The 25,964-nt window shown below is 33.7% G+C and carries 15 protein-coding genes; all 15 read right to left on the bottom strand.

The genetic code is table 11. The annotated features are described in order from the left end of the window. Positions 1–2,471, bottom strand: a 2,471-nt coding sequence (locus tag PG914_RS02475) for a carbohydrate binding domain-containing protein (RefSeq protein ID WP_488822105.1), incomplete at its 3' end; no start/stop codon positions are given. A 177-nt stretch (positions 2,472–2,648) separates the two neighbouring features. Further along, positions 2,649–4,028: a glucoamylase family protein gene (locus tag PG914_RS02480; protein ID WP_488822106.1), complete on the bottom strand. Its 1,380-nt coding sequence runs from the start codon at positions 4,026–4,028 to the stop codon at positions 2,649–2,651. Between the two features lies 1 nt (position 4,029). Continuing rightward, positions 4,030–4,959, bottom strand: a complete 930-nt coding sequence (locus tag PG914_RS02485; RefSeq protein ID WP_488822107.1) for a carbohydrate ABC transporter permease — start codon at positions 4,957–4,959, stop codon at positions 4,030–4,032. Then, positions 4,959–5,927, bottom strand: coding sequence for a carbohydrate ABC transporter permease (locus tag PG914_RS02490; RefSeq protein WP_488822108.1), 969 nt, complete (start codon positions 5,925–5,927; stop codon positions 4,959–4,961). Before PG914_RS02490 ends, PG914_RS02485 begins: the two co-directional genes overlap by 1 nt. Then, complete coding sequence (locus PG914_RS02495) at positions 5,924–8,215, bottom strand: DUF5696 domain-containing protein (protein ID WP_488822109.1); 2,292 nt, start codon at positions 8,213–8,215, stop codon at positions 5,924–5,926. The genes PG914_RS02490 and PG914_RS02495 overlap by 4 nt, the downstream gene beginning before the upstream one ends. Beyond that, positions 8,202–10,205 carry a YIP1 family protein gene (locus tag PG914_RS02500; protein ID WP_488822110.1) on the bottom strand — a complete coding sequence of 668 codons (2,004 nt, stop codon included), beginning with the start codon at positions 10,203–10,205 and terminating at the stop codon, positions 8,202–8,204. The genes PG914_RS02495 and PG914_RS02500 overlap by 14 nt, the downstream gene beginning before the upstream one ends. 9 nt (positions 10,206–10,214) lie before the next feature. Continuing rightward, positions 10,215–11,087, bottom strand: a complete 873-nt coding sequence (locus PG914_RS02505; RefSeq protein WP_488822111.1) for a carbohydrate ABC transporter permease — start codon at positions 11,085–11,087, stop codon at positions 10,215–10,217. A 1-nt stretch (position 11,088) separates the two neighbouring features. Beyond that, a complete protein-coding gene (locus PG914_RS02510) occupies positions 11,089–12,012 on the bottom strand; it encodes a carbohydrate ABC transporter permease (protein WP_488822112.1) in 924 nt (307 codons plus the stop codon). After that, on the bottom strand, positions 12,005–14,968 hold the full coding sequence (locus PG914_RS02515; RefSeq protein WP_488822113.1) for an extracellular solute-binding protein: 2,964 nt from the start codon (positions 14,966–14,968) through the stop codon (positions 12,005–12,007). Before PG914_RS02515 ends, PG914_RS02510 begins: the two co-directional genes overlap by 8 nt. Positions 14,969–14,981: 13 nt before the next feature. Beyond that, positions 14,982–16,439, bottom strand: coding sequence for an ABC transporter substrate-binding protein (locus PG914_RS02520; protein WP_488822114.1), 1,458 nt, complete (start codon positions 16,437–16,439; stop codon positions 14,982–14,984). Between the two features lie 177 nt (positions 16,440–16,616). Further along, a complete protein-coding gene (locus PG914_RS02525; protein ID WP_488822115.1) occupies positions 16,617–19,910 on the bottom strand; it encodes a GH36-type glycosyl hydrolase domain-containing protein in 3,294 nt (1,097 codons plus the stop codon). Between the two features lie 11 nt (positions 19,911–19,921). Then, entirely contained in the window at positions 19,922–22,027 is a 2,106-nt protein-coding gene (locus tag PG914_RS02530) for a glycoside hydrolase family 3 N-terminal domain-containing protein (RefSeq protein WP_488822116.1), read from the bottom strand. 1 nt (position 22,028) lies between these two features. Continuing rightward, the gene (locus PG914_RS02535; protein WP_488822117.1) at positions 22,029–22,985 is read right to left on the bottom strand and encodes a LacI family DNA-binding transcriptional regulator; all 957 of its coding nucleotides are present in this window, start codon (positions 22,983–22,985) and stop codon (positions 22,029–22,031) included. A 6-nt stretch (positions 22,986–22,991) separates the two neighbouring features. Next, positions 22,992–24,605 carry an alpha-glucosidase gene (locus PG914_RS02540; RefSeq protein WP_488822118.1) on the bottom strand — a complete coding sequence of 538 codons (1,614 nt, stop codon included), beginning with the start codon at positions 24,603–24,605 and terminating at the stop codon, positions 22,992–22,994. Then, the gene (locus tag PG914_RS02545; protein WP_488822119.1) at positions 24,590–25,825 is read right to left on the bottom strand and encodes a glucoamylase family protein; all 1,236 of its coding nucleotides are present in this window, start codon (positions 25,823–25,825) and stop codon (positions 24,590–24,592) included. Before PG914_RS02545 ends, PG914_RS02540 begins: the two co-directional genes overlap by 16 nt. Positions 25,826–25,964 lie beyond the last annotated feature (139 nt).

A 25,964-nucleotide genomic window follows, 5' to 3' on the forward strand; every position in this document is an offset into this window, starting at 1 on the left:
TTTAATTGGTCTGTTTCAAATGTATAAGTTAAAGTGATTGTTGTCCAATTAGTAGTTGCTTGAATATCTTGGAATGCAACATTACCATCTAGTCCTGCATTTTCAATAGCTACTCTTACTTTTCTTGCTTCATCAGCTTTTACATCAAATGTAATTGTGTAAACACCAGCGAAGAATTGAACTTTTTCAACTAAGAATGCAGCTTGCCAGTCGCCACTCATAATGTGTTTGATTTCAATTGAAGTCACACCATCTTGGCTTACACCTTCAAGTAGGTTAGTTACACCAACTGGGTGATCAACTTCACGAATCCACCAACCATCATATGTACCAGCTAAAGCCCAGTCACCTTCACCTTGAACAACTAAATCAGTTTTAACTGACCATGGCCCTAATGATTCACCTTCTTGATATTCAACACGGAAATTCTTGAAGTGAACTTTAGTTACAACGTCATCTTCTGCAACAAATGTACCAGCAGGAATACCAGGACGTTCTGTGGTTAGTGTACCAAACCAGAATGCAAATACTTTATTTTCAGCAGGAACTTCAAAATTATAAACAAGTTCAATAGTTACCCAATCAGTCGCTGCTTCAAAGTGTTCATATGTGTTTGCTAAACCAGCACCCTCAATTGCAACACGTACTTGACGAGCGATATCAGCTTTAACTTCAAATCTTACAGTATATGTACCAGCTTTAAAGTTAACACCGTTAACTCTAAACATTGCTCTCCAGTCATCTGGAGCAATAGCTTTAATATCAACAACGGCAGTTTGACCAACGTTTGTTACATCAATCCAATCACCGTCAGATTCAAAGACCCACCAACCTTCGCTTTCAGTTGAAACGATCATATTTGTTGGAACGTTCCAAACTGGTTCAACGACGTTACCATCAACTGCAACATTAAAGTTTCTTAAGTAAACTGTTGTTGCAATATCATCAGCAGCTGTATATTGGCCTTCTTCAACACCTGGACGAGCTGTTGTTAAAGAACCTAGCCAGAATGCGAATGTTTTATTTGTTTGATTTGATGCAAATGTATATGTTAATGTGATGTAAGACCATGCTTCACCAGCTGTTATGTGAACAAATGGCGTATCTAAACCAGCATTTTCAATCGCAATTCTAACATCACGTTCTTGGTCTGCTCTAATTTCAAATGAAATTTCATAAGTACCTGCAAAGAATTGAACTGCATCAACTCTAAACATTGCTTTCCAGTCAGAGTCAGCAACTTCTAAGATTTCAATTGCAGTTACATTACCATCTTGAGTTACATCAAGGAAGTTCATTTCATCAGCTTCAAAGACCCACCATCCATCAGCAGCACCTTCAGTTGGTGTTAAATCAACTGGACGGTTCCACGGATCAGCAACGGTAATTGTTCTAGTAACTGTATGAGATAAACCTTCAGCATCTTCAACATATAATTCAAATGTATAAACACCTTTAGCAGGGTTAGCAGGATTAAATTGAGTTTCAGGTGCAGTTTGTGTCACAGTAACATTTGCTGGAGTTAAAGCTGTAAAGTCATCAATAACTGTTACACCTTGTTTAATTGGAGTTTCTTGTCCAACTTTAACAACAAGGTTTGGTGCAGTAATTACTGGTGCACTATTTTCAAGTTCTGGTCCTTCAACGATTGTTACATTATCGATGTAAATCTTAGTTGCTACAGAACGGAATTCTTCTGGTGTACCAATGACTGATTCAGCAAAAGCACCCATAGCAAATTGAAGTTCTGCATTATTAGCAGCACCTTTAACGTAGAAATCTTTTTCTACTGTTTGCCACTCAGTGGTTACTAAGACAGTATTCTTTTCACCATAAGCTTTACCACCGTCAGGGATTCCACCACCTTGAATTTGGTGATTGATATAACGAGGCGCATCTGCTTTAATATCAAATCTTAGTTTGTATGAAACGAATGGTTCTAAGACAATTTTTTGATATCTTAATTGAACGCCCCACCATTGTGAGTCGCCAACTGGTATTGACTTAATATTGACGACAGCAACACCGTCGACGATACCTGTTTCAACATCATAGCCAGAACCAGCATCATGCCAGCCTGACCAACCTTCAGCAAAGTTAGGTCCAGCGAAATCGCCACCAACTAAGTTACCTAAAGGCATTGGTGCAACAACTGTAATCTTACGTTCTTTAGTTGTTGTATTGCCAGCTGTGTCAGATACTGTATAAGTTAATGTATAGACACCTACAACATCAACATTTACACTACCTGTTACGTTTGCAAGAGTAAGTGTAATTGTATCCACATTATCAGTCACGCTAACGCCTGCTAATGGATCAAACGCTTCCCCTTGAGTAATTGTTTTATCATCAGCGCCGATAATAACTGGTTTTTCTGTGTCTGTTTCACCATCTGGTGGCGTTGGTTCAACACAGGCAACAAGTACTAATGCTACAAGCGCTAATAAGAAACCTGATATAATTTTTTTCATCCCTATTACTCCTTTTCCTTCTTTATTTTTTTTAATAATTAGAATTCATTTTGAATCGATGATATCTCATATTTCGAAAATTGAAACGTTTCGATATCACTAAATATATTATATATGAAAACGTTTACTTTTTCAAGAGATATCAACTACTAGATAATAATCTAAGGTATTTTTTCCTTAAGATTCTTGTGTTGTTTGAGTCGTGAAGCCTAAAACTGTTAAGCCTGCTTTAATGTAATCATTCTTCATCACTTCATCCCAAATAATGGCATCTTTATAGTTAGCAATCATTATTAAAGTAATCCCTTTATCAATACCAATATAATCAGACGCTACCCATGGTGTTTTAGCTGCAATATTAGGGAATTGTTCCGGATTCACAGGACCTAAATTAAATGAATCTTTAAATCCATATTGACCAACTAAACCATTAATTTCACTAAAGAAATGAACTGCTGTTTTACCTACTAGTTTTGGTGCATAATTGATGGATGCCATTGCAGCATATGGAGCGATTGTTCCATTATGCGTATTATTTTTAGCAGGTTTTCCGCCATATGCATTATATTCGCCAGGGCCATCTGCTGCAGATAATCCCCATGAGTATTTACCATATGTTTTATATAGATGTGAAACATCTTGGGTATATGCGTAATTTGCTAGGGTTGCAAGACGTCCGTTTTCAAACCAATTCACACCATTCTCATCAACCTTTTGTCTTAAGTCTAAGAATCCTTGTGAGAATTGATGTTGGAATAATGATCCATTATATGAATAATAAAATGGTGTAGTTACAGATAACTCTGGGTTTGTTGTTGAAGTATAAGTACCTTTATATTGTGCATTTTGAATGGTCATAATAATACTATATGGTGCTTTTGATACTGAATGTGTCGGTGAACCCGACGCTAAAACATACACCATTAATTGTTCTGCCATATGATCCCACGCACCACTAAAACCAGTTTCTGGTTTATACCCCATATAAAATAAATTATTATTTGGGTTTAAATACCATGGCCAATCAACTGCTCTATAAATATCTGTAATCTTTTCTTTAACTGTTCCACCAAAATATTCACCAGCAGCTAATCCTCCCATAAGCATTAAGGCTGTATCAATAATTGATACTTCACTTTGCCACTCACGAAGTCCTGTTTGCATGTTAATCCAGTGGTAGTAAAAACCATTTACTCTTTGAAGAGAAAGCAAGGTATCCATTGTTTTAGCCGTTCTTTCGAAACCTTCTTCAAAGGAAATCCACCCTTCTTCTACCCCTACAATATATGCAGATAATGCAAATCCAACCGCACCAATGGAAGCTATGGTAGGATTTCCTGGATATCTATCGCGTGCGAGTCCATATCCAGCCGAACCATCCGTATGATTTGTTGTTTCCCAAAAAAAGTCAAAACTTCTTTTGTATTCTTCATTAATGACAGCAAGTTCTGATGCATTTAACTCACCATCAATTACCGGTGGTTCATTATTTTGTTCACAACCAATGAGGATAAATCCTCCTAACATGATGATTAATAAGACAAATATTTTTTTCATTCTATTCTCCTGTTAGTCCAGATTTGTCAACCCCTTCAATAAACCATCTTTGTAAGATGAAATAAACGATTAACATAGGAAGTAAGATTAATAAGTTACCAGCCATCGCTTGAGCTTCGTTTTGAGCGGCTTCAATCACAGTGACTTGGTTACCTTGAGAAGCTGATACGAAGATTGCTAATCTGGTTTGTAGTGTTTGCCAACCATCACCAAGGAATATAAATGCTTGATAAGTTTCATTCCATTGCCATACAAACGAGAATAAGAACGTTGTAATAAATGATGGAATTGATAATGGTATAGCAATCTTGAAGTATATAAATGATCTGTTTGCTCCATCAATTTGTGCTGCTTCATCCAGTGCTTTTGGAATCATTTTATAAAATTGATAGAAAATTAAAATGAATATTGCTGAGTTTAAACCTTGACCAAAGATTGTTGGTAAAAGAATTGCACCAACATTATTTAGTAAGCCTAGATCATTGTAAAGAATAAATCTTGGAATGATAAAGACTTGAGGTGGGATTAAATAAGTAAGTAAGACAAGCAACATCCACATTTTTTTAAGTGGAAACTCGAATCTTGCAAAACCATATCCAATTAAACTTGCTACAAAGGTTTGAATAATTGCCGGTAAGAGTGTAACAACTAACGATTGGAAAAATACTTTGATGTAATCTAGTGCTCGCCAAGCATCAGCATAGTTTTGGAAGTAAAGTTCCGTTGGGATTTGTGAAACCATTGGATTAACTAAATCTTCTAAGCTCATGAGTGAGAATGAACCCATCACAAGTAGTGGATAAACATAGACAAATCCTACGATAATCAATAAGAAATAAATAATAAACTTAAAGATAAATCCATCGGTAAAATGCATACCAACTAAGAATCGTCTAACTTTATTCATAGAGGCTTTATAATCTTTTTTCATTATCGCTTAACCTCCATGTTCACTTTCTTCTCTTTTGCTTTTCTTTCATATAACAATATGAATGAAACAATTCCTAAAAAGAGAGCTACAACTAACGAATAGACCCAAGATAATGCAGATGCATCACCAAACGACGATTGTCTTACAACGTTAATTCTAAATAAAACCCGATTATTAGGGAAAGTTGATAACATGACAATTGTATAAATTGCAGAGACTAAAATAATTGGTTTTAAACTAGGTAGGGTAATCTTCCAAAATGATTCCCAAGGTGAAGCACCATCAATAGATGCTGCTTCATAAATCTCTTTATTAATCTTTTGAAGCCCTGCTAAAAACAGAATAATTTGAACACCACTAAACCATAGAATGACGATTAAATGTGCATACATACCAGTAACAAATTCAGATAAAAATTCTGGTAAGAAACTTTGAAGTAACATTGGCACTTCTTCGTTTAATGTTTGGTTAAGTAAACCAGCACGTTCACCACTACCAAAGAGGGTTGCCATAATTGGACCTGATGCGATGATGACAGGTAGGAAGAATATGGATCTAAAGAAACCTCTCATCTTAATCTTTTGGTTTAAAAGTATCGCAATCATCATCGAGATGATAATTGCTAATGGTAGATAGAGTAATAACTGAATAACAAAGCTTTGAAGTGCACTAAGGAACTGAAAATCATTTAAGATGTCAATATAGTTTTGGAATCCGTTGAATTCAATTCTAACCCCTTGGCCACCTGGAATTGTTACATTAGCAAAACTATAAATCAAGCTCATGAATAGCGGATAAACCGTTAGCCACAAGAACCCAATAATCCAAATACCAATAAAGATATACCCAATAAATGCTTCTCTTCTTGAATGTGTAATTCTAATTTTGATGAAATTAAATAAAACTAAGTATTGCTTACCTTGCTCACTCTTATCAATCTTAGCAAAGAAACTTAGGAACTTTTTCATAGTTTCACCTCGTAACTCATTGCTTCAATTAATAATCCATCCACACTGACATTATTTCCAGTGTAGTTTACATAAATTGTAACGCCATTGTTATATGTATTTCTAACAACACCAGGAAGTAATACTGTTCTTGATGTAAATTGCGCATTAATAACATGGGTTAAAGCATCATTAACAAAGTTATATTGTCTAATAATTTCTTCTTTCCAATCAGCAAAGCGAGAAGTAAAAATCGTATTTGCACTCGTATTGAGTAGCAGTGTTGCTGATTCATGGGTTAAGAAATAATTTGGGAAGATATGATAATCAACCATTCTTAATAATTCATTGGTTGTATTAGCAAAGAAGTTAGCACTTCGACCATAAACATTCTTATACCCTGATAAGACAATTGGAATAAATGGTACAGTATCTGTAAATTTGAGTTGTTGAGATGAATACATTGGAATATCTGTAATGACATCAGCACTCCATAAATAGTCAAATGGTTTTTCAACAGCTGTCATTTCTGCAACATTTAAAAACTGTCTGATTGTTTCAATATTTTGTGATCTTGATTTAATACCATTTGAATAATCACTAAATAAGATATACCCAAAATCACCAAGGCCAACATTTCTTACTCCGTGTTTATACATTGCATGATAGTTTGATTGAAAGATTGATAATGCTTCTTCAGGTTTTAATAAGAAGAATGTCTCATTACCAATTAATTCTTGTCCTTGAGATTGCACCACTTGACCTGAGTTATAACCTCCACCTGATCTTGTTGCATACCAAGGCATCATTCCAAAGAAAACATTGGTTCCTTCTAATTCATATAAATCCCAAGGACTACCAAACTTTCCTTCATAATTATTGTAGTTTGGTTGAGTGTACCCAAGTCCACCTTTTTGCCAACCTAAAACATTAATATCTAAATGACCAACGCCAGCTTCTTTTAATTCATAAACCATATCTTTTAATTGGTTGGTGGTTGTCATAGTAAATGTTTCTCTACCATACCAAACTGGTCTATTTTCAGCTGCTAGAACATCTAGATACATTGGAATTTTTTCTGTATCAATAAGTTTATTAAAATCTTCACCTTTATTCATTAAGTATCTACGATACTGATTAGCAAGACCTACATAGTTTGCATCATCATGATCTAAGAACTGATAGATTAAATGGATATCAAAAGGATTCATCTGTGTTTGAATTCTTTCAATCGTTGATGTACCTGATGCATTTAATTTTTGTGTATATGTATTTCTAAACTCAAAAGCAACTTGAGCTCTGTTAAAGTTTGTTTGGATGTTATTCGCTGGAATATATGAGAAGGTTGCATTACCTGCACCACTAGCTACAATACCAAGCATTGCATTTTGGTTAACACCTTGAACTAACCCCCAAACAGATGCCGTTAATCTTTCTTCAGGACCTACTTCATTTAGTGTAAAATCTGGTCCATAAAACTTTTTAACAAAGGCACTTGTATTTAGACTATCATATCTAATTAAAGCTCCAATCCCGTCTGGGATAAAAACATAACCCGGTGTAAAGTCTTGTTTTGTAAAACCAAAGTATCGATATAATGTCATCGTAGATAGAATAAAATTTCCATTATCTTGAATTGTTTCAAATGGAACTTCAACATGAAGACCCTCTGAATCAAGATAAACTAACATATGGAATTTAATACCAGAAATCGGCATTGTAATCATTGCTTTAAAGCCAAGTTTGCCTGGAATACTTACACGTTGAATCGTACCACTTAAGACATTCTCAAATAAGTACTCAGTTGTTCTTTGATTAGTCGTTTGAAGCGTGTTGTAATAAGTAATTGAAACAGGACTTCTATCTTCTCTCACAAATGCATCTCTATTTCGATCATATTCAGGGTCTAGGTAATAATCTGCCCCAATATCATCAGGATTATATAATGGGCTATCTGGATCAAGATAATCATAATCCATATTAGATGCCCAGACATATCCTGTATCTAAATTAACAATACGTAAACTTAACCAACTATTATTTACATAAAGGGCTAGGTTATTTGTTGGTTCGATTCCAAGCAGTTCATAACCATCTAAAGATGCATATGGGTTTGTTTCAATTACCCTTAAATCATCTACTTGAGTATATCGATTTGAAAGTAGAGCTGATGGAATTGGTGCAATACTTTGAGATTGCACAAAATCGTGTACATTCTTTGGTTCTAACGCGTAAGATGTCAAGAATGTGATTAAAACTAAAGATAAGAAAGATAACACGAATAAGAACATTTTTTTAGTTAAAGACACGATCCCACACCTCCTTTATAACACTTGTAATATAGTCCCACATTTGAACAACCAGTAAGTAAATAAGCACTAATATTGCTACCATAATTGCCATCGTGAAAATTGTAAGCAACATATTCTTAATTAATCCTTTAACTGAGTAATTATGGATTTCAAGTACCATTAACAATATTAAGATAACGGTCCAAGCATCTCTTAAGAACATCACTGATTGATAAATAAATATTTCATTTAATGTGAGTGAATTAGATAATAGAATAATTGGAATTGTCATAATGATATAAGGCATTAAACTGTATGCCGTACCAATAAAGACATCCTTAAACCATCCTTCTCCAGATGCTAAACTAGAGATTAGATAATTAGCAAACACGAATAAGATTAAGAATAATCCTAAACCTAGGAAACTAGATAAGACATTGTAGTTATCTAGATTGTTATCATTAAACATGAATCCAGTTGTATAGACAGCAATGATGTTTAAAATAATGAACGTTAAATAAAGAATGATTGCTGATAAGTTAGATGCTTTTCCTTCATGTTTGATTTCATGGAAAGTATCCATTGGATGCCTAAAGACCTTCATACCAAAACGAAGTTCTCTTAATATTTTTACTTTATTTACATTTTGATCAAATTTTCTAATTGGGTCATATATCGAATACTTTTGATCGACATACTTTAAAACAAAATGTAGGACAAATAAAGCTAATCCAACAGAAAGAATAATACCTAGATAGGCTTGTAGGAACTGATTTCTTACTTGCCAGAAAGCATCTGAATAACCTGATTTATCACTTGCAATACGATAATAATCTAGTGCTTTTCCATATTCACCTGTACGGTAATATGTACGTGCAATAATTGAGTTTGCAAGTGCAAAGACTGAGTTCATACGTAAAATATTCTCCCACTCTTCTACATCATAAATACCGTTATTAAGCGATTGTAACCCATCATGAACTAGTGCAGTAAACTCACTTCTTGCAAGTATTTGAATTGAATTACTACCTTGATCTAAACCATAGATATTGTAGTTTGAATCAACAACAATATCTTGTGCGTTACTAAATAAACCTAAGACCTGGGTATTACTTGATTTACCACCAAAGATAAAGAGCAAGTTACCTGCAGCATCAAATTCACTAATCACACCTTCTGCAGTTATTGTATAGATATTGCCAAAGTCATTAATATGGACCGCGACTGGAAAATCAAATTGATATGGAGCAAGAACAATTTGAGATGCAATATTAAACTTTTTCATCGGTGCAGTTTCAGTATGTGAGGTGGTATAAATTGATCCCTTCTTATCAACTGCAATATTCTCAGGTGATAATGGTGTAATTGGTGCTAAGTTTTGGTCAAAGAATTCGAGGATTTCTCTAAAAAATGTTTTATTGGTTGGGTTGGTTGCAAGATACCCTAAAAACTCACCCATATAGTTAAACGACATCACACCAGAGACTGAGCCTTCACCAGTGGCATAGATAATGCCACGTGGACCGGTTGCTACTTTAATTGGAACAAATGGTGAGTTGATACCAAAGATTGGTTCATCTGGTCTGTCAATTGTTAAAGTTAAATTTAAGTTTTCATCATAAACATAAATTGCATTGGCACCTTTATCTGCAATATACAATTTATGATCATCATCAACATGTACACCCGTTGGTTCAACTAAACCAGTGATGAGTACTTCTGTTTGACCATCTAAGGTCACACTTAAAATTCTCTTATTACCTGTGTCTGCAATATAAATCACATCATCTTTAATGAAGATATCTCTTGGTTGATTTAAAGTGACATTCATACTTAAAAGACCTGCTGGTTCATATGCAGTTTGGGTTAAAACGAAGTCTCCTTTTGGACCAATTGTATATGTATCATAAGGAGCACCTGTCGTTGTCCAAGCATTTGATCTTGGAACGATTGATAAAGTTAGAATTACCCCCAATATGGTAATTAGGATAGTCGCTAATTTTTTCATAGGACCCTCCTACTTCATACCAGAATGTGCCATCGTATCCATCACATTCTTTTGAAGAATGATGAAGATGATGAGATTTGGTACAAACATAATGAGTGCTGCTGCTGCCGCCATCCCTTGACCGGCAACCGTATTGGCGGTTGTTGTTAATGTTGACATGTAGAAGGCAAAAGTTTTGTATCTTTCATCTTGAATATAAAGTGTTGATGTTTCAACGTTATTCCAAACACCTTGGAAGGATACGATTGCGATTGTTGCAATCGCAGGTTTGATTAAAGGTAGAATGATATTCATATATACTTGGAACTCATTTGCACCATCAATCTTAGCTGCTTCAATTAACTCGTTTGGAATTTGGTCAATAAATTGTTTAATTAAGAATAATCCAACAGGAATTGCTAATCCTGGAATAATATGGACTAAGAAATTATCAACTAAACCTAATGATTGAATGACTAAATATCTTGGAATAACAACCGATGACCCAACGAAGATAATCGCAATATTATTTAAGAATAATAAAGGTTTTTTAAGTTTAAATTGAACTTTAGATAATGCATAACCTGCCAGTGATGAAACAAAGATACTTGTTATAACAACTAATACTGAAATAACAATCGAATTGAATAAATATCTAGTCATTGGTACACCAGTTGTTGATGTGACATTGAATAGATCAGTAAAGTTCTTTAAGGTTGGTTCAACAACAAAGAATTGTGGTGGCCATGCAAATAATTCATTAATCGGTTTAAATGCAGTTGAAACAATATAGACAATCGGTAATGCCATAAAGATTGCCAGTGGTACTAGGATTAAAAAGAATTTAATTTGTGATTTATGTAAATGTTTTGGATTAATTCTTGTTCCTTGGAAGCTTGCCATATTAATCACGCTCCCCAAAGAGTTTATGTGCTGCATAATTAAAAAGTAAAACCATAATTAAGAGGATTACTGAGATTGCAGCTGCATAACCCATGTCATATCGTATAAATCCATAGTCATCAATATGGGTAACAATCAATTGTCCAGCATTTTGTGGAGTTGGATTTTGACCTGATAATGAAACCCCAATCGACCCTGCATTAAAGGTTGCAACTAAACTCATTACAGCACCAAATAACATCTGTGGTTTCATTGATGGGATAGTAATAAAGAATATTTCTTGTAGTTTATTACTCATACCATCAATATATGCTGCTTCATATAATTCTTGATTAATATTTAATACCCCAGCAAGCATAGCTAAGAAACCAATACCCATCGAACTCCATAATGTAACAATAATCATGACAGGCATTAGGTAATTGGCGTTAGTAAGCCATTGTATAGGTGCATCAATCACATTTAATTGGAGTAATATTGCATTTAAATAACCTGCTTCATCACCAGAGAAAATGATTCTCCACATTACACTCATTGCAACCCCAGCTGTCATAGAAGGTGAATAAATAACAAGTGCTAAAACTGTACGATATCGATGTGGTATTTGTGCAAGCATCCATGCTAGAAAGAATCCTAGCATGTATCCTACTGGCCCTACAATTAATGCAAACTGTACAGTATTTGGAATTACCTTTTGCATAAAGACATCATCAGCTGTAAATAAGTTGATGTAATTACTTAAACCAACAAATCTTGGTGCCTCTAGTAAATTAAAATATGTTGTTGATAATAACATTCCCATAAATACTGGGACAGTAATAAAGATTAAGAAGGCAAGTGCATAAGGAAGAATAAAGGTTGAACCTGTTATTTCAGCCCAAGTTGATTTTGACAGTTTTCTTTTCTTTTGATTAATCTCAGTCATGTCCAATCACCCACTCATCTAGATTTTCTTTGGTAGGTAATAGATATGGTTTTAATACCTCACCTTGGGTATTAATAAATTCAAACTCTACCATCTTACGGAAGATTTCTTTATTAACAACAACCTGTGCATCTTCCATTGCTACTCTCACATTTACACCATCATAAACTATACGGTTCCAAGCGTTAGAAATCTCACGCTCTAACATATAAGATGCAGGTGTTTTTGCTGTATCTAATACCCATTGCCATTGTTCTAGGAAGACACTCTTATGACTAGCATTTATACTCATTTGCATAAAAGCATCCACATTTGCTGTATTCCACATATATTCAGCACCAAATGCTGTCATTAAGTTTTCAGCATAAAGTGTTTGTGTTTCAGTAGACATCCACCACTTCAAGAATTCCCAGGCTTCTAATTGTTTGCTTGAGTTTTTAAAGATCATAGATGAAGTGGATGCTCCATCATAACTACGATTTACTACACCATTTAATTCAATACCAGGAAGCGGTGCTATATCCCAAAGACCTGCAATTTCAGGAGCGGCAAAGAGTAATTGGATATACATACCAAAGTCACCAATACCAACTGGAATATTACCGTATCTAAATTGGTTATAGAAAGAACCAACTTCAAGTGGCAGTGCATAAACAGTAAATAAATCACTCATTAAAGTCATTGCTGAAATCACTTCTTCTGAATCAAGCGTTGCACGTAGTGCATCTTGAGTATAAATCTTTCCACCATGTTGCATGATAAATGGCATCGTCGCACCAAATGATTTAAAGGCTGATGTTGAGGATAACATTGAATAGAAGTTCATACCATATCGTTGAAGTTCTGGTAACATGTCTAAAACATCATCCCAAGTGTCTGGAACATCTAAATTTAAATTATTTAAAATATCACGTCGATAGAATAAAACATTAAAGTTTTGAGTTTCTGGAATACCATAAACCCCATCTTGATAGATCAGTTGCATAAATGCACCAGGCATCATATGCGTTGTTAATTCATCAAAACCATCTAAGGTTGATAAATCAACTAATGAATTACGGATAGCAAAGTCATAAGGACGCCATCCAGCAACTCCCATTGCTAAATCTGGCTGTGTACCAGATGCGGTTGCTAAAATTAACTTATCTTCATTAGGCATTAATGAAATGTTAACTTTTATACCAGTATCTTGAGTAAATCCGTTATCCGCCATTTGTTGCATCAAGTTAACATATTGTCTACTTCTATTTACCCAAATATTCAGTTCATTTGGTTCTTTAATAATGCCAAATTGGTCAGAGAAAAAACTTGCAAAGAATCTTTGAATTTCATACCAGATACCTTCAAAGAAACCAGGGTTAGCTGGTTTAATCCAAGCTTCACTACCATGAACATAAAACTTATCAATTGTCAGTGGTGAGTCGATTACTAAAGGTAAGATGATACCAAGTCGTTGCATCACAGATGCAGTGGTACCAATTAATCGATTAATATTTTTTGGTACACTATTTGGAGCTGCTGCAAGTTCGTATAACCAACCATAAGCCATCTTTAGTCCTGCTGAAATATCAGAATCTTTCGCATTTTCTGTGATTTCAACATATAGGTTATAATCAGATTCAATAATTTCAGCAAATTGATTTAAGTCAGTAGCTAGATTAGGTAAATAATCTGTGATTTCCCAATCTCTATTTTCATCAATTTGATTACCTGTAAGTTTTTTAATGTCTAGTGCTAAATCATTAACACCACGCATAACTTTCGTAATATCTTGATAAATCTTACGGTAAGGTGCACTATTTACTGTAAGACCAATTCTATGTGTACCTGCTTCTAATAAGAAGCCATAATTTCTTTCATGGTCTCCCACTGTATAGTTTTGCCAACTACCTGAATCAAAAGAAATTGTTTTAGCTTCTTCAAATGGAATCTTACCATCGATAGTTAACGTTCTAAAAACACGTGTATTTTGTTTATTTTGGACTGCTTTAAATGTAATGTAGTAAAGTCCTGTTTGAGGGACTTCAATATCATAATAAACTGTTAAACCTGAGTTATCAAAAGTTGCCCCATCAAGAACATTAAGTCTGGCTTCAATTAAGCCAAATGGGGTATTGGTTGGATTTCTATCCGTACCATAACGAATCGATACATTATTCTTTAACGATACATTTTCAGCTTCAATTTCAATATAGTGATCATGCTTTAGATCTACCATATTTCCAATATAAGTATCATAACTAATCAATTCTTTTTGGTTTTCAACATAAATTTGGCCAATCAGAAAATAACCATTTACGGTCTCAATTTCAATTTGATTAACGCCTTCATCTAGTTTAAAGAGTAACCCTTCAGGATAAAGTCTTGAAGCATCTTTAAAATCGTCATGATACCACATACGTTTTTGAGTGGCATTAGGCATAATGTCATTGCCATAACGATCTTGATTAAATTCATTGGTTGTCTCAAAGAATGTTTTTAATGTTAATTGACTTGCTTCATAAAATGGATAACTACCATTTACCTTTAATGCGAGTTCAATTTCATGAATTGAGGTTGTTTCTGAATAATAATCTAATCCAATTTTGTATAGACCTGTTTGATTTACTGTGACATTAAAAGTGACCTTCTCGTTTGCACTTAACTTTTTGAATATAAATACATCACCATTTGATTCAACTGGTAAATCATTTTGATCTAAAAATTCTAGATAGGAAGGATCATTTATTAATGACCCTTCATCTAAATTGAATGTATTTGGCAAAATAACATCGCTAAACTCAATGTTATCTTGTATACCTTCTTGATACCAAAGATCTAAAACATCTTGGTAGTTATTTGTAATTAATGTATCTAGACTTACTGCAAACTCACGGTCAAAAACACCAGCCTTTGCAGGCGGTGTTAAGAAAATGACCAAGCAAGTTGTAAGTGCTAAGATCAGTAACTTTTTCATAGGATAATCCTAGTTAACTGTTTTCTTGTGCAAACTTTTCTAATGCAGCATCGAGTTCTTGTTTAGAAGTTATCCAGTGATTATTAGCAGCTGTTTGAAGTCCATTGATAACGTCGGCTAATTGTAATTCACCTTGAATAACTTTGTTGATGACCTCACCGATACCTTGAGTTTCATCATATGCACCATTTGCGCGGCTTAACCAATATCCTGGAGTTGTTTTCCATAGTGATTCTGAAATGAATGAATCATGTTCTTCAACAATCTTACGATATTCAGTCATATTAGGATAAAGTTCGAAATATGCATCAATTAATTCTTGGTCTTGTGCGATTGGAGCGAAGTTAATTGCACCAACTGAAGGATTTTCTTCAGCAATTTCTAATCTCTTCTTGTATCCTTCAACACCATAACCCATATATCTTGCAAAATCATACGCTTCTTCTCTCATTTGAGTGCCACGACCTACAGCAATATAGTCCATAATAACTGGAATTCTGTGGTTGTCACCAACACGTGGTGTACCAATAAAGTCGATATCGTGTTGATAAAGTGGAGATGCTGGATTATTGGTTGCACCAATCCAGTCACGAAGGTTATATGATGGAGCCCATTTAATCGATTGCTTACCTTGACTCCATGGATCTGTTGTTCCATATTGTACAAGTCTATCTTCATCAGGTAATGCATTTAATACATAACGATAATTTGTTGCAGCATCTGGTGTATAGTATTTCTTTTGTTCATTGACTGCATTTTGGAATGCAGTTGAATTTAAATGATAACCAGTTTCAAAATTAAATGTAAACCAGTCTAATGAAGCATCATATTGAGCTGGTAGCCATTCAATAAATGCTGAAACACCGTCAATACCAGCAATCCCTGTACCACCAACTTCTAAATCAAGACGGTAGTTCTTTTGAGCAGCTTGCATTAATTCTGTGAATGTCATTCCATATGTTACATCACGGTATTGATTAATTTCTTGATAAACTGTTCTATCGATAAAGAAACCATAATAGAACATGGCTTGAGGTAAAGCAAATAGATAATCACCAAATCGAGCACTATTTACAATATCATCTGGAACAAGTGCTAAATCAGGGTCTTCTTCTGCCAAATCACTCACATCTTCTAACCAACCTTGAATAATCCAGTTAGTAACATCAGCAACTTGGAATACATCTGGTAGTTTACCAATGGCTGCACGTGCACCAAAGAATTCTACCCATGACACATCAGTTTCAGAACCATCTTCGTTGACAGTTGTTGGTCTTGCAATAATTTCAATTCTGATTTCTGGATGTGCATCTTGATACGCTTGAATCAAGCGACGTTCAATGTTGTTGTCTTCAACAGTACCTAAATTCCATGCCGCATATGTCAGTACAGGACGAGTGTCTTGCTCTTGACATGATGCAAGGATGAATACTGATAAAAGAGCGATAATACTTACATAAAGTTTTTTCATAAATGAATCCTCCTTTAATTTGAAACGTTTCGAATATACTTAGTACCTATTTTGCTAAAAACTTTTTTAAACTGATTAATAACATCTTGTAGCGTTTATTTTTATCTATATACATTATAATGTATACGCTTACATTTTTCAAGATATTTACCCCTTGGAAAGGGCTATTTAGGCGCCCTATACCAAGGAGATTTCGATGTCTGAATTTTCTTTTTCAAGTAATTGTTTAGAGATCAACATACCACCTTTTCGGTATCTGTTATCATCTAGTCTTAAGACTGCGTGTGAGATATCTTTTCTATTTAAAATAACTCTGACTTTATCAATTAAAGTGTCTCCATAATTGATTGTTAACTTCTTATCATTGTAATGGAATGTTACTTTTAATCCCTTTAAGAAATCAGGTAACACCGGGTCAAGAATTAAACTACCCTCTTTAAAACGAATACCTAAAATGTTTGAAACAAATTGGTTAATATAAATACCAGGTCCTGATGAATATAATCTCCAACCACCTTTGACATCAATTGAGCCATTTCTAACTTTTTCAAATTGTTCTTTAGCTTCATATCTTGTATTAAAAGCGGCATCACTACTTGAGAAATACATGTTCGCTTGACGGATTCTTGCATTTTTAACGGTCTTTCTAATTTCAATTGGTGAAACTTCAAATAGACCTTGATATGCTTTATAAGGTGAACCAAGTTTAGCCATCGCTTCAATGTATCTAATATGCGCGTGCACATATAAAATACCAATTTCACGACCGAAGTTAGCGGCTGTTTCTGCTCTTTGGAAGTAAGTCTTTTCACCACCTCGGTAGGTTACCGCAGTATTCATTAATCTAACACCATCTGGATGTTTAAGATGATTATCAATAATTTCTACATGACGTTCTGCTTGTTCAGGATCAACCAATCCTGAAATGATACTTCTTGTTAGTGGTAAGAGTCTATATTTTAATCCTGTATTTTTATCTTCAGGATGAAGTAAGTATTCAACTTCATTCTTTTCTTTTTCAAAGACTACAAATCCTGCTGGAACATTATCCTTGATCATAATCTTTTCGTAATCTTTCTTAATGCGTTCTTTTAAGTCGCCACAACGTCTGCCAAGTGGTGAACCATCTAAGACTTTAGATAATGTATCTAATGCTTGGAATAAAAGTACTGGAGTCCATCCAGAAACCATATGGTCTGTCAATTTCTTATTTGCAGGTTGTAATGTATCATCCCAATCACCACCACCATAAGCTGGTAATGAGGTGCCTTCTATAAATGAATTTTGGATTGCGTTCAGTGTTTTATTGACATGTAATGCAAGGGTTGATTCATGTTCTACCCACTCACCTTTATGCATACTCATGAATGGTACTTTTTCTTTTAAGATATCTAGGTCACCAGTTTGGTAGATGTAATCCCCTAGTGCTTTAAGTGGCCAAACGATGATATCACCATGTGATTCATGTGCTTGTATATTATAGTATTTGTCATACATGAACCATTGAGGGAAATCATTGTTTTCAATAAATTGTCTTGAAAATACTTTGAGTAGAATCATTTTGATTAAGTCAAATCTTTGTGCAACAAAGAATAATTCTACTGGTCCTTGTAGGACGTCTCTTGTTCCCCAAGCAGCACCATTGGATTGTTCTAGTCCATGTGGACTTGCAAAATGAACTAATGCATTATGGGTATACCAGAAAACAGTATCCGTTAGTTTATCTAAATCATCTTGGTTTTTCTTTTGTTTAAGTTCTAACCCAGTTAATGAATGAATAAACTTAATATATGCTTTATGGTCTTCTTCAAAGTTAAAGTCAATATCTTTTAAATCATCAAAGCTAGCAGTTAAATCTAATGTGAAGGCGTTTTTGTCTTTGTAAGACATAACAAGTAAACCTTGTTGGTATGATTGATCAAAGATTAAACTTTCATCACCAATGGTGACATCTTCATGTGATTGATATCGATATTTTAATTCTGGATATTTAGATTTCACAAAGTCATTATTATCTGCTTTAAATAATACTTTGTTTCCTTCTACTATTCCTTCAATATCTCGAATGTATTCATTGTCACCTAATGTTAACTGGTTTGTTAAAACAAAATCATACTTCAATCCTTTTTCAGACTTGACTTCAAGTCTTGTACCAAATGCATCTTTTTTAACAAATGATCTAACTGTTAAGGTATCATCTTTTAGTTTGTAAACCCATTTAGCATAATTTACACCCATTTCATAAAGTGATGGTACAGCTAAGAGTTTTAATTTGTTTTGATCTTTAAGATATATTCTCAATCCACTAATTCTTTGATAATTAAGCGGGTTTCTTAAATCGTTATTTAACTTTTGAATATTGGTATTGCCCAGGACAATGTGAGATTGGAAAACCCCAAACATCCAGTTAGTTGTTGCAAACACTCTTTCAGTACCACTTAAGATATCACCTGAAATAAGTAAGTGACCATGTGGTCTTTCAAGTAAAGTTTCCTTTAACTTAGTAGCCACATGGACATGATCATCTGTAAAAAACGATAATATATGCTTCTTATCATCTAGCTCAACATGTCGCTTGTTCTTATATAATTTCTTTAATTCTTTTTGATCAAAATCATATGTTTCAAGTAATTCAATTGATAGTGGATTATAGTTTTTAAAACCTAAACTGTCCATGAAGTTTAAACATACTTCATGGTTATGGATAATATTTAGTTTTTCTCTTAAAATAGCTTCTCTTATTGGTTCATAATAACCATAGAAAGTGAAATACGAAACCTTTTCTGAAGTTATTCTTTTAGATTGAAGGGTTAAGTATGGGAACTCATATTGATAATTAATGTTAGGTAAATTTTGTTTTAAACCTTCTAATTCATTAGAAACTTTAAATTTGGTTTGAAAGATTTGGAAACCATCGGTTGCATAGCCAATCGTTTTATTTAAACTACCTAATTGTAAGAATTGAGGAACCCCTTGATTTTGACGTGATTGAATAACAAATCCATTTTCATCTTGGTATGCTTTATGGTCAGTATATTGTGCAGTATATGATTCTGATGATAGTACACTCCAAATACTTGCAAGACCAACATCTTGTCCATAGAATAACTCATATGATGTAAAGTCGTTTGACCCATCAAATAAAACATCATAATACCATCTATCTTTTTCAATCGTTAAAGTAACTTGGTACTTGGTGTTTTCTATCATACCTTGGTAGATAATTTGATTCTCAATGACTTTAAAACTACTTTTAGCCTTCAAACCTAAAAGTGGCTTTACATATTGATTACCATTTTTCTCGTAACGGATATAAATGTTTGCAGCTTGACCATCAATATAGTTACCACGTAATAAATTGATTTGTTGGTCTTTATAGCCGATTCTAAAGATATCGCCACTTTCTAAAATTTCGAATTGAAGTTCTTCAACTTTGATGATATCTCTTTTAATATTCGATAGAATCTTCATGTGGATTCCTCCTAAATTAATTCAAATTGTGCTTCTAGTAACTTATCAGAACTTGGTCCCACAAAGACGCTGAATAATCCTTTATCAACCTTTTGATTTAAGTTACTTCCGATATAAGTTAAATCTTTCTTATCTAAAATGAATTCGATTGTTTTAGTTTCAAAAGCCTTGAATTGAATCTTTTTGAAATTCTTTAATTCAAGTACTGGCCTTGATACTTCAGCAAAATGATCTTTAATATATAACTGAATGATTTCTTTGCCTGGTATTTTTGATTCATTGGTTACATCAATAAATACTTTTAACTTTTCTTTATTTAAGAGTTTGTCTTTCGATAATCTTAAATTACTGTATTTAAAGTTACTATAAGATAGACCATAACCAAATGGGTATAGCGGGGTTGAATCTAAATCCAAATAGAATGATTTATACATGTCTGGTTTTGATAGCGGACGACCGGTTGATAAGTAATTATAATAAACAGGTATTTGTCCAACACTTCTTGGGAAACTCATTGTAAGTTTTCCAGATGGATTTACTTTACCAATGATAATATCTCTAATACTTTCTGCAGCCATTGAACCTGGGAAGAAAGCTTCTAAGATACCATCAAATACATTTTCAATTCTAGTTAAATCAAGTGGACGACCATTAAATAAAATTAAACCCATTTTCTTTGAGGTATTTTGTTTAAGGTTTAGAATCATTTCTTCCTGGTTGTCAGGTAAGTTAATCATACTTCTAGAATGGGCTTCGCCTGACTGACTTCTTAATTCACCAGCAAGCACGATCACATAATCACAGGCATTCACCTTTTTATAATCAATATCCTTTCCATCACTTAAATAGTGGATATTTAATTTATCTTTTAATACTTCATAAACTGTTTTTGTTCGATGTTTATCCCCATGCCAACTCCATGGACCAATCATTTCATGATTATTCGCATAACGACCTATTAAAGCGATTTTACCTTTTTTAATCGGGAAGAATTGATAATCATTTTTAAGTAAAACAATTGACTCATGAGCAACTTTTAAAGCCTCTTTTTTGAAGGGTTCAGAGAAAACTAAAGCTTTTTCTCTTTCAATTGATGCACCTTTAAAAGGATCTTCAAATAAGCCTGCATCACGTTTAAGTTCTAAGACCCTCATGACTGCAGCATCTATGTCTTCTATCAAGACCTCACCATTTTTAACGGCTTGTTCTAAGTTTTTAAAATAAAGTGCGGTTGCCATCTCAATATCTAAACCAGCATTTAAACCCTTAACTGCTGCTTCATATTCAGTAGCACTTGTTCCGTGTGTAATTGTTTCTTTTAAAGATGCATAATCAGAGATTGTAACACCTTTAAATTTCCATGATTTTCTTAAAACATCTTTTAATAAATATGCATTCGTTGTTGCAGGAACACCTTCAAAAATATTAAAGGATGTCATAATCATTCTGGCACCTGCTTTAATCCCACCTTCATAACCGGATAAGTAATTTTGGTGTAGATTCAGTCTTGACATATCAACTGTGTTATAATCTTTGCCTGCTTCTGCTGCACCATAAGCTGCATAGTGCTTAATACATGCTGCAACAGAATTATTTGAACTAATATCTTTACCTTGAAATCCTTTAACTTGCAGTGCTGCAAAGCGTCTATTTAAGTATGGGTCTTCACCAAAAGATTCAACGACTCTACCCCATCTTGGGTCTCTCACTAAATCAGCCATTGGTGCAAACGTTACATGAATACCTGCTGTTTTAGCCTCAATTGCTGCAATCTCTGCTGATCGTTTAATTAGTTTATCATTCCATGATGCAGCAAGCCCTAGCGGAACAGGAAAGATTGTTTCATAACCATGGATAACATCAGCCATAAAAATTAACGGAATTTTATGACGACTCTTAGCTAGATAACTTTTTTGAACTTCAATCATTTCTCTTGCATCACCAATGCCTAAAACACTTCCCGCTAAGAAAATTTTATCTTCACCAACACCAAGCTCAGCTACTGGACCAGCAATTTCAGTTTTGGTATCTCTTATAAAGAAGTGTGGAGAAATCATCGTTAATTGACCGATTTTTTCCTCTAATGTTAAGCTATTGAGTAAGGCTTTTAAATCCATGTTATACACTCTCTCTTCTAATGATTTGAGCTTCTGGATCAGATAATGGATAGACATTTTTATGATTTAAAACTCTGGTTAAGAATCCAGCAATTTGACGTCCCCATTCAAAGTGATTAATTTCAATTGTTGTTAGTTTAGGTGTTAAATAATCTGTAAGTGCGATACCATCAAACCCCGCTAATGCAATGTCCTCTGGTATTTTGATGCCTTTTTCATTAAATGCTTTAATCATTCCGACAGCAAGTTCGTCATTGGCACAGTAAACAAATTGAGGACGTTCTTTGGCATCTGCTAGTTCTAATCCTCGTTGATAACCTGAGGCGGTGGTGAAATCACCATGAATGATCGAAAAAGGTTTTAATCCTTTTTCTTCTAATGCTTTATTAAATCCAATTAAACGTTCTTGAGAGTTGAATGAATCCTCTGGACCAGAAATAATTGAAACCTTTTGATATTTCTTTTCATCTAGAATTTTCACCATAAAATCATGAACGAGTTCTTTATTTCTAATCATTGAGTGGAATATATTTTCCCCATCTAAGTATCGATCTAAGACTACAATCGGATGATTCTTAGAATAGTGAATAATCTCTTGATCAGGAATATTCGAGTCAAAGATAACTGCTGCATCTACACCTCTTTCACGAAGGAGAACAGATGATGCTTTACCGCTTGAAACGATAATGTTATAGTCTTTCTTTTGGAGCTCTAAGTTAATCCCTTCGAGTAAATCAGAGAAAATCGGACCTGAGAACCCATAGATGAATACCCCAATATTTCTTGATTTTCTTGTTTTTAGATTTCTAGCATGTGCATTTGGGTAATAACCTAGACTTTCAGCAACCTCTAAAATACGTTCTTTTGTTTTAGGATGTACATTCGGTCTATTGTTTAGTGCATATGATGCAGTCGATATTGAGACTCCTGCTTTTTTTGCAACATCTTTAATTGTCATAAATTGTTAAACTCCTTTGATTGATAGTATGGCAGCATAAGGAGGTAGGATCATTCTTTTAGCAAGTTTAATATCATAGTTAGATAAAACAATACTAAATCCTTTAGTTTCTTCTAAATGAATTTCTTGTTCCTTATTTGTTAAATTTGTAATAATTAAAGCTTCATGTGTTTGATTAAATCGCTTATATATAAATGTTGATGATGCTTCTTGATCTAAACATTTAAATTCACCATCTGTGAATACATCAAATGCTTTTCTGATTTCAAATAATCTTTTAGAAAAATGGTAAACAGAATCATCATCATTTAATTCAAGTTCAGCATTGATTGTTTGATAGTTAGGGTTAACTTCTAACCAAGGTTTTACATCTGAGAATCCTGCAAATGGTTTATTATTCCATTGGAATGGCGTTCTTGAATTATCACGGCCTTTTGAATAGATTGACTTCATAATTCTTTCGTGAGGCCATCCTAACTGAGTTGCTTCGTTATACCAATTTAATGTCTCAACATCTTTATATGATTTTAAATCATCAAATTTAATACCTGTCATACCAATTTCTTCACCTTGATAAACATATGGTGTACCTTTTTGACCATATATCATAAGGAATAGCATTTGACCTGATTTGACTCTATAGCTTTCATCACCAAATCGACTAATTTGTCTTGGTTGATCATGGTTAGATAAGAATAATGAATTCCATCCTTTTTCTTTAAAAATTTCATGATTCTTAATAAATACATTTTTAAGTTCTTTAAAGTCAACTGGTTTAATATGCCATTTTGATTTCCAAGCTTCTTGGTCAACTGATAAATGTGAGAATTGAAATGTCATATGCAGTCCAGAATTTTCTATGGAAGTTAGTTCACCAGCACGTTCTTGAGAAATGCCTCCCATCTCACCAACGTTCATAATGTCTCTACCTTTAAAACATCTTTCCCACATCTCAAAAAGATAAGTTTCTAAATAAGGACCATCACCAATCTTACCATTTAAAACATCTTTACCAATGAGTTCAATAACATCCATTCTAAATCCATCAACACCTTTATCTAACCAGGAATTAATCATTTGATAGATTTCTTCTCTCATTTCTTTATTATGCCAGTTTAAGTCGGGTTGTCTGCGAGAGAATAAATGAAAATAATACTTATCTAAATGCTCTACATATTCCCAAGCAGAACCTGAGAAGACTGAACCAATTTCTGGTTTAGCTTCTTTATTCCAAATATAGTAATCATGATATTTAGAGTTAGGGTTATTCAGTGCTTCTTTAAACCAAATGTGTTCATCACTCGTATGATTGACAACTAAATCCATGATTAATTTCATACCACGACTGTGAAGTCCATCAATTAATTCTTGTAAATCTTCCATTGTTCCAAACAATGGGTTTACTTTTGTATAATCACTAATGTCATAACCGTTATCATCCATTGGAGATTCATAGACTGGTGATAACCAAACCACATCAACCCCATATGATTTTAAGTAATCTAATTTACTAATAATTCCTTTTAAATCACCAACGCCATCTGAATTAGAATCTTTGAATGACAATGGATAAATTTGATAAACTAAGGCATTCTTCCACCATTTTATATTTTTTTCCATTCTAAGACTTCCAATCCTTTCTTAATCATTGGGTGATTCATAAAACATTCAACAACATCTTTTGATAAATATGCGTTTGCTGCTAGTAATTCTAAACCTTTATCAATTGTAATATATCTTGTTGAATACCAAGGTTTTTCACCTTCAAAGTTATATGCATCAATAAATCCATATTTACCCCAAACATGTGGAAGTTCTTTCATATAAGTGATTGCTTCGATCACATCTTCTGAGTTAGTAATTAAAGAACCAATCATACCATTAGGTGCAACTGTTCCATCTGTTATAACTTCATTAAAAGCGTTAGGTAAGCAATGGAATACACCATAACCTGTTGGTGTACTTGATGCTGTTAAACCAAATGTATGCTTACTAAATGTTTTGTATAAATGATAATTATCTAAATTCCATAATTTATGTCCTATGGTTGCTAGTCTTAGGTTCTCAAACCAAGAGAAATTAAACTTATCAACCCAGGTTTTACCATCCATCCAACAAAGTGGATATTGATATACAAAGATTGTGTTCCCAGGCGAAATGTAATATGAAACATCTTTATAAGTGCCTAAAACTCTTTCAAACCCTTCATATAAGTCATTTGCTAGTTGTTTATTTAATTGATTAGAACCAGCAGCAATTAAGTACATTGGTATTTGTTCTGCTAGCATATGCCATTGAAAGATAAAGCCAGGTTTCCCTTGTACATAGGCACCATTTTTCATTGGATTATATGCCATGTAAAAACGTTGTTTACCTTCATGCGTATGAACAAAGTGTAACCAATCCACACGATTTAGAATCAAATTTGAAAGTTCTTGTACCTTTTCTTCTTTGAAAAATTCAGCTACTGTAATCACACCACATAAACATAACATCGTATCAACAGTTGAATATTCACTCTTTTTAGATATTGTAGCTTGATGGAAATCTACAAAGTGCACAAAGAATCCTTTATACTCTGGTACATTATATGCAAGTGTATGCAAAGTTTTAGTTACTTTATCTAACGCTTCTTCATATGACATGTATCCATATTTAACAGCAATGACATACCCAGATAATAGAAAGCCAGTTGCTGCAATTGAGGCAACATTCGTTTCATTATGATCTAGTGTGAGGCCATAGCCAGGTTCATTTTCATTGTAGTTTGTTAAGTCTTTAAGTAAACTGAATGCTGTTTCTTGTATATCTTTGATCAGTTTGATCTGATTTTCAGTCATAATTGTTTCCTCACTTGAAACGTTTCGATACATTCCTATTATACATAGTGAATAACGATTTTGCAACCGTTTACATGATTTTTAAAAAAATTCAAAACTACATAAAAAAATAAAAAAGCATGCTAGGAGATTATCCTTA

This window comes from Acholeplasma sp. ORD1043 (assembly GCF_057808485.1).

Excerpts from the sequence above, each read along its gene's own strand:
- PG914_RS02480 (WP_488822106.1), bottom strand. The coding sequence starts at position 4,028 with ATGAAAAAAATATTTGTCTTATTAATCATCATGTTAGGAGGATTTATC.
- PG914_RS02485 (WP_488822107.1), bottom strand. The coding sequence starts at position 4,959 with ATGAAAAAAGATTATAAAGCCTCTATGAATAAAGTTAGACGATTCTTA.
- PG914_RS02490 (WP_488822108.1), bottom strand. The coding sequence starts at position 5,927 with ATGAAAAAGTTCCTAAGTTTCTTTGCTAAGATTGATAAGAGTGAGCAA.
- PG914_RS02500 (WP_488822110.1), bottom strand. The coding sequence starts at position 10,205 with ATGAAAAAATTAGCGACTATCCTAATTACCATATTGGGGGTAATTCTA.
- PG914_RS02505 (WP_488822111.1), bottom strand. The coding sequence starts at position 11,087 with ATGGCAAGCTTCCAAGGAACAAGAATTAATCCAAAACATTTACATAAA.
- PG914_RS02510 (WP_488822112.1), bottom strand. The coding sequence starts at position 12,012 with ATGACTGAGATTAATCAAAAGAAAAGAAAACTGTCAAAATCAACTTGG.
- PG914_RS02515 (WP_488822113.1), bottom strand. The coding sequence starts at position 14,968 with ATGAAAAAGTTACTGATCTTAGCACTTACAACTTGCTTGGTCATTTTC.
- PG914_RS02520 (WP_488822114.1), bottom strand. The coding sequence starts at position 16,439 with ATGAAAAAACTTTATGTAAGTATTATCGCTCTTTTATCAGTATTCATC.
- PG914_RS02525 (WP_488822115.1), bottom strand. The coding sequence starts at position 19,910 with ATGAAGATTCTATCGAATATTAAAAGAGATATCATCAAAGTTGAAGAA.
- PG914_RS02530 (WP_488822116.1), bottom strand. The coding sequence starts at position 22,027 with ATGGATTTAAAAGCCTTACTCAATAGCTTAACATTAGAGGAAAAAATC.
- PG914_RS02535 (WP_488822117.1), bottom strand. The coding sequence starts at position 22,985 with ATGACAATTAAAGATGTTGCAAAAAAAGCAGGAGTCTCAATATCGACT.
- PG914_RS02540 (WP_488822118.1), bottom strand. The coding sequence starts at position 24,605 with ATGGAAAAAAATATAAAATGGTGGAAGAATGCCTTAGTTTATCAAATT.
- PG914_RS02545 (WP_488822119.1), bottom strand. The coding sequence starts at position 25,825 with ATGACTGAAAATCAGATCAAACTGATCAAAGATATACAAGAAACAGCA.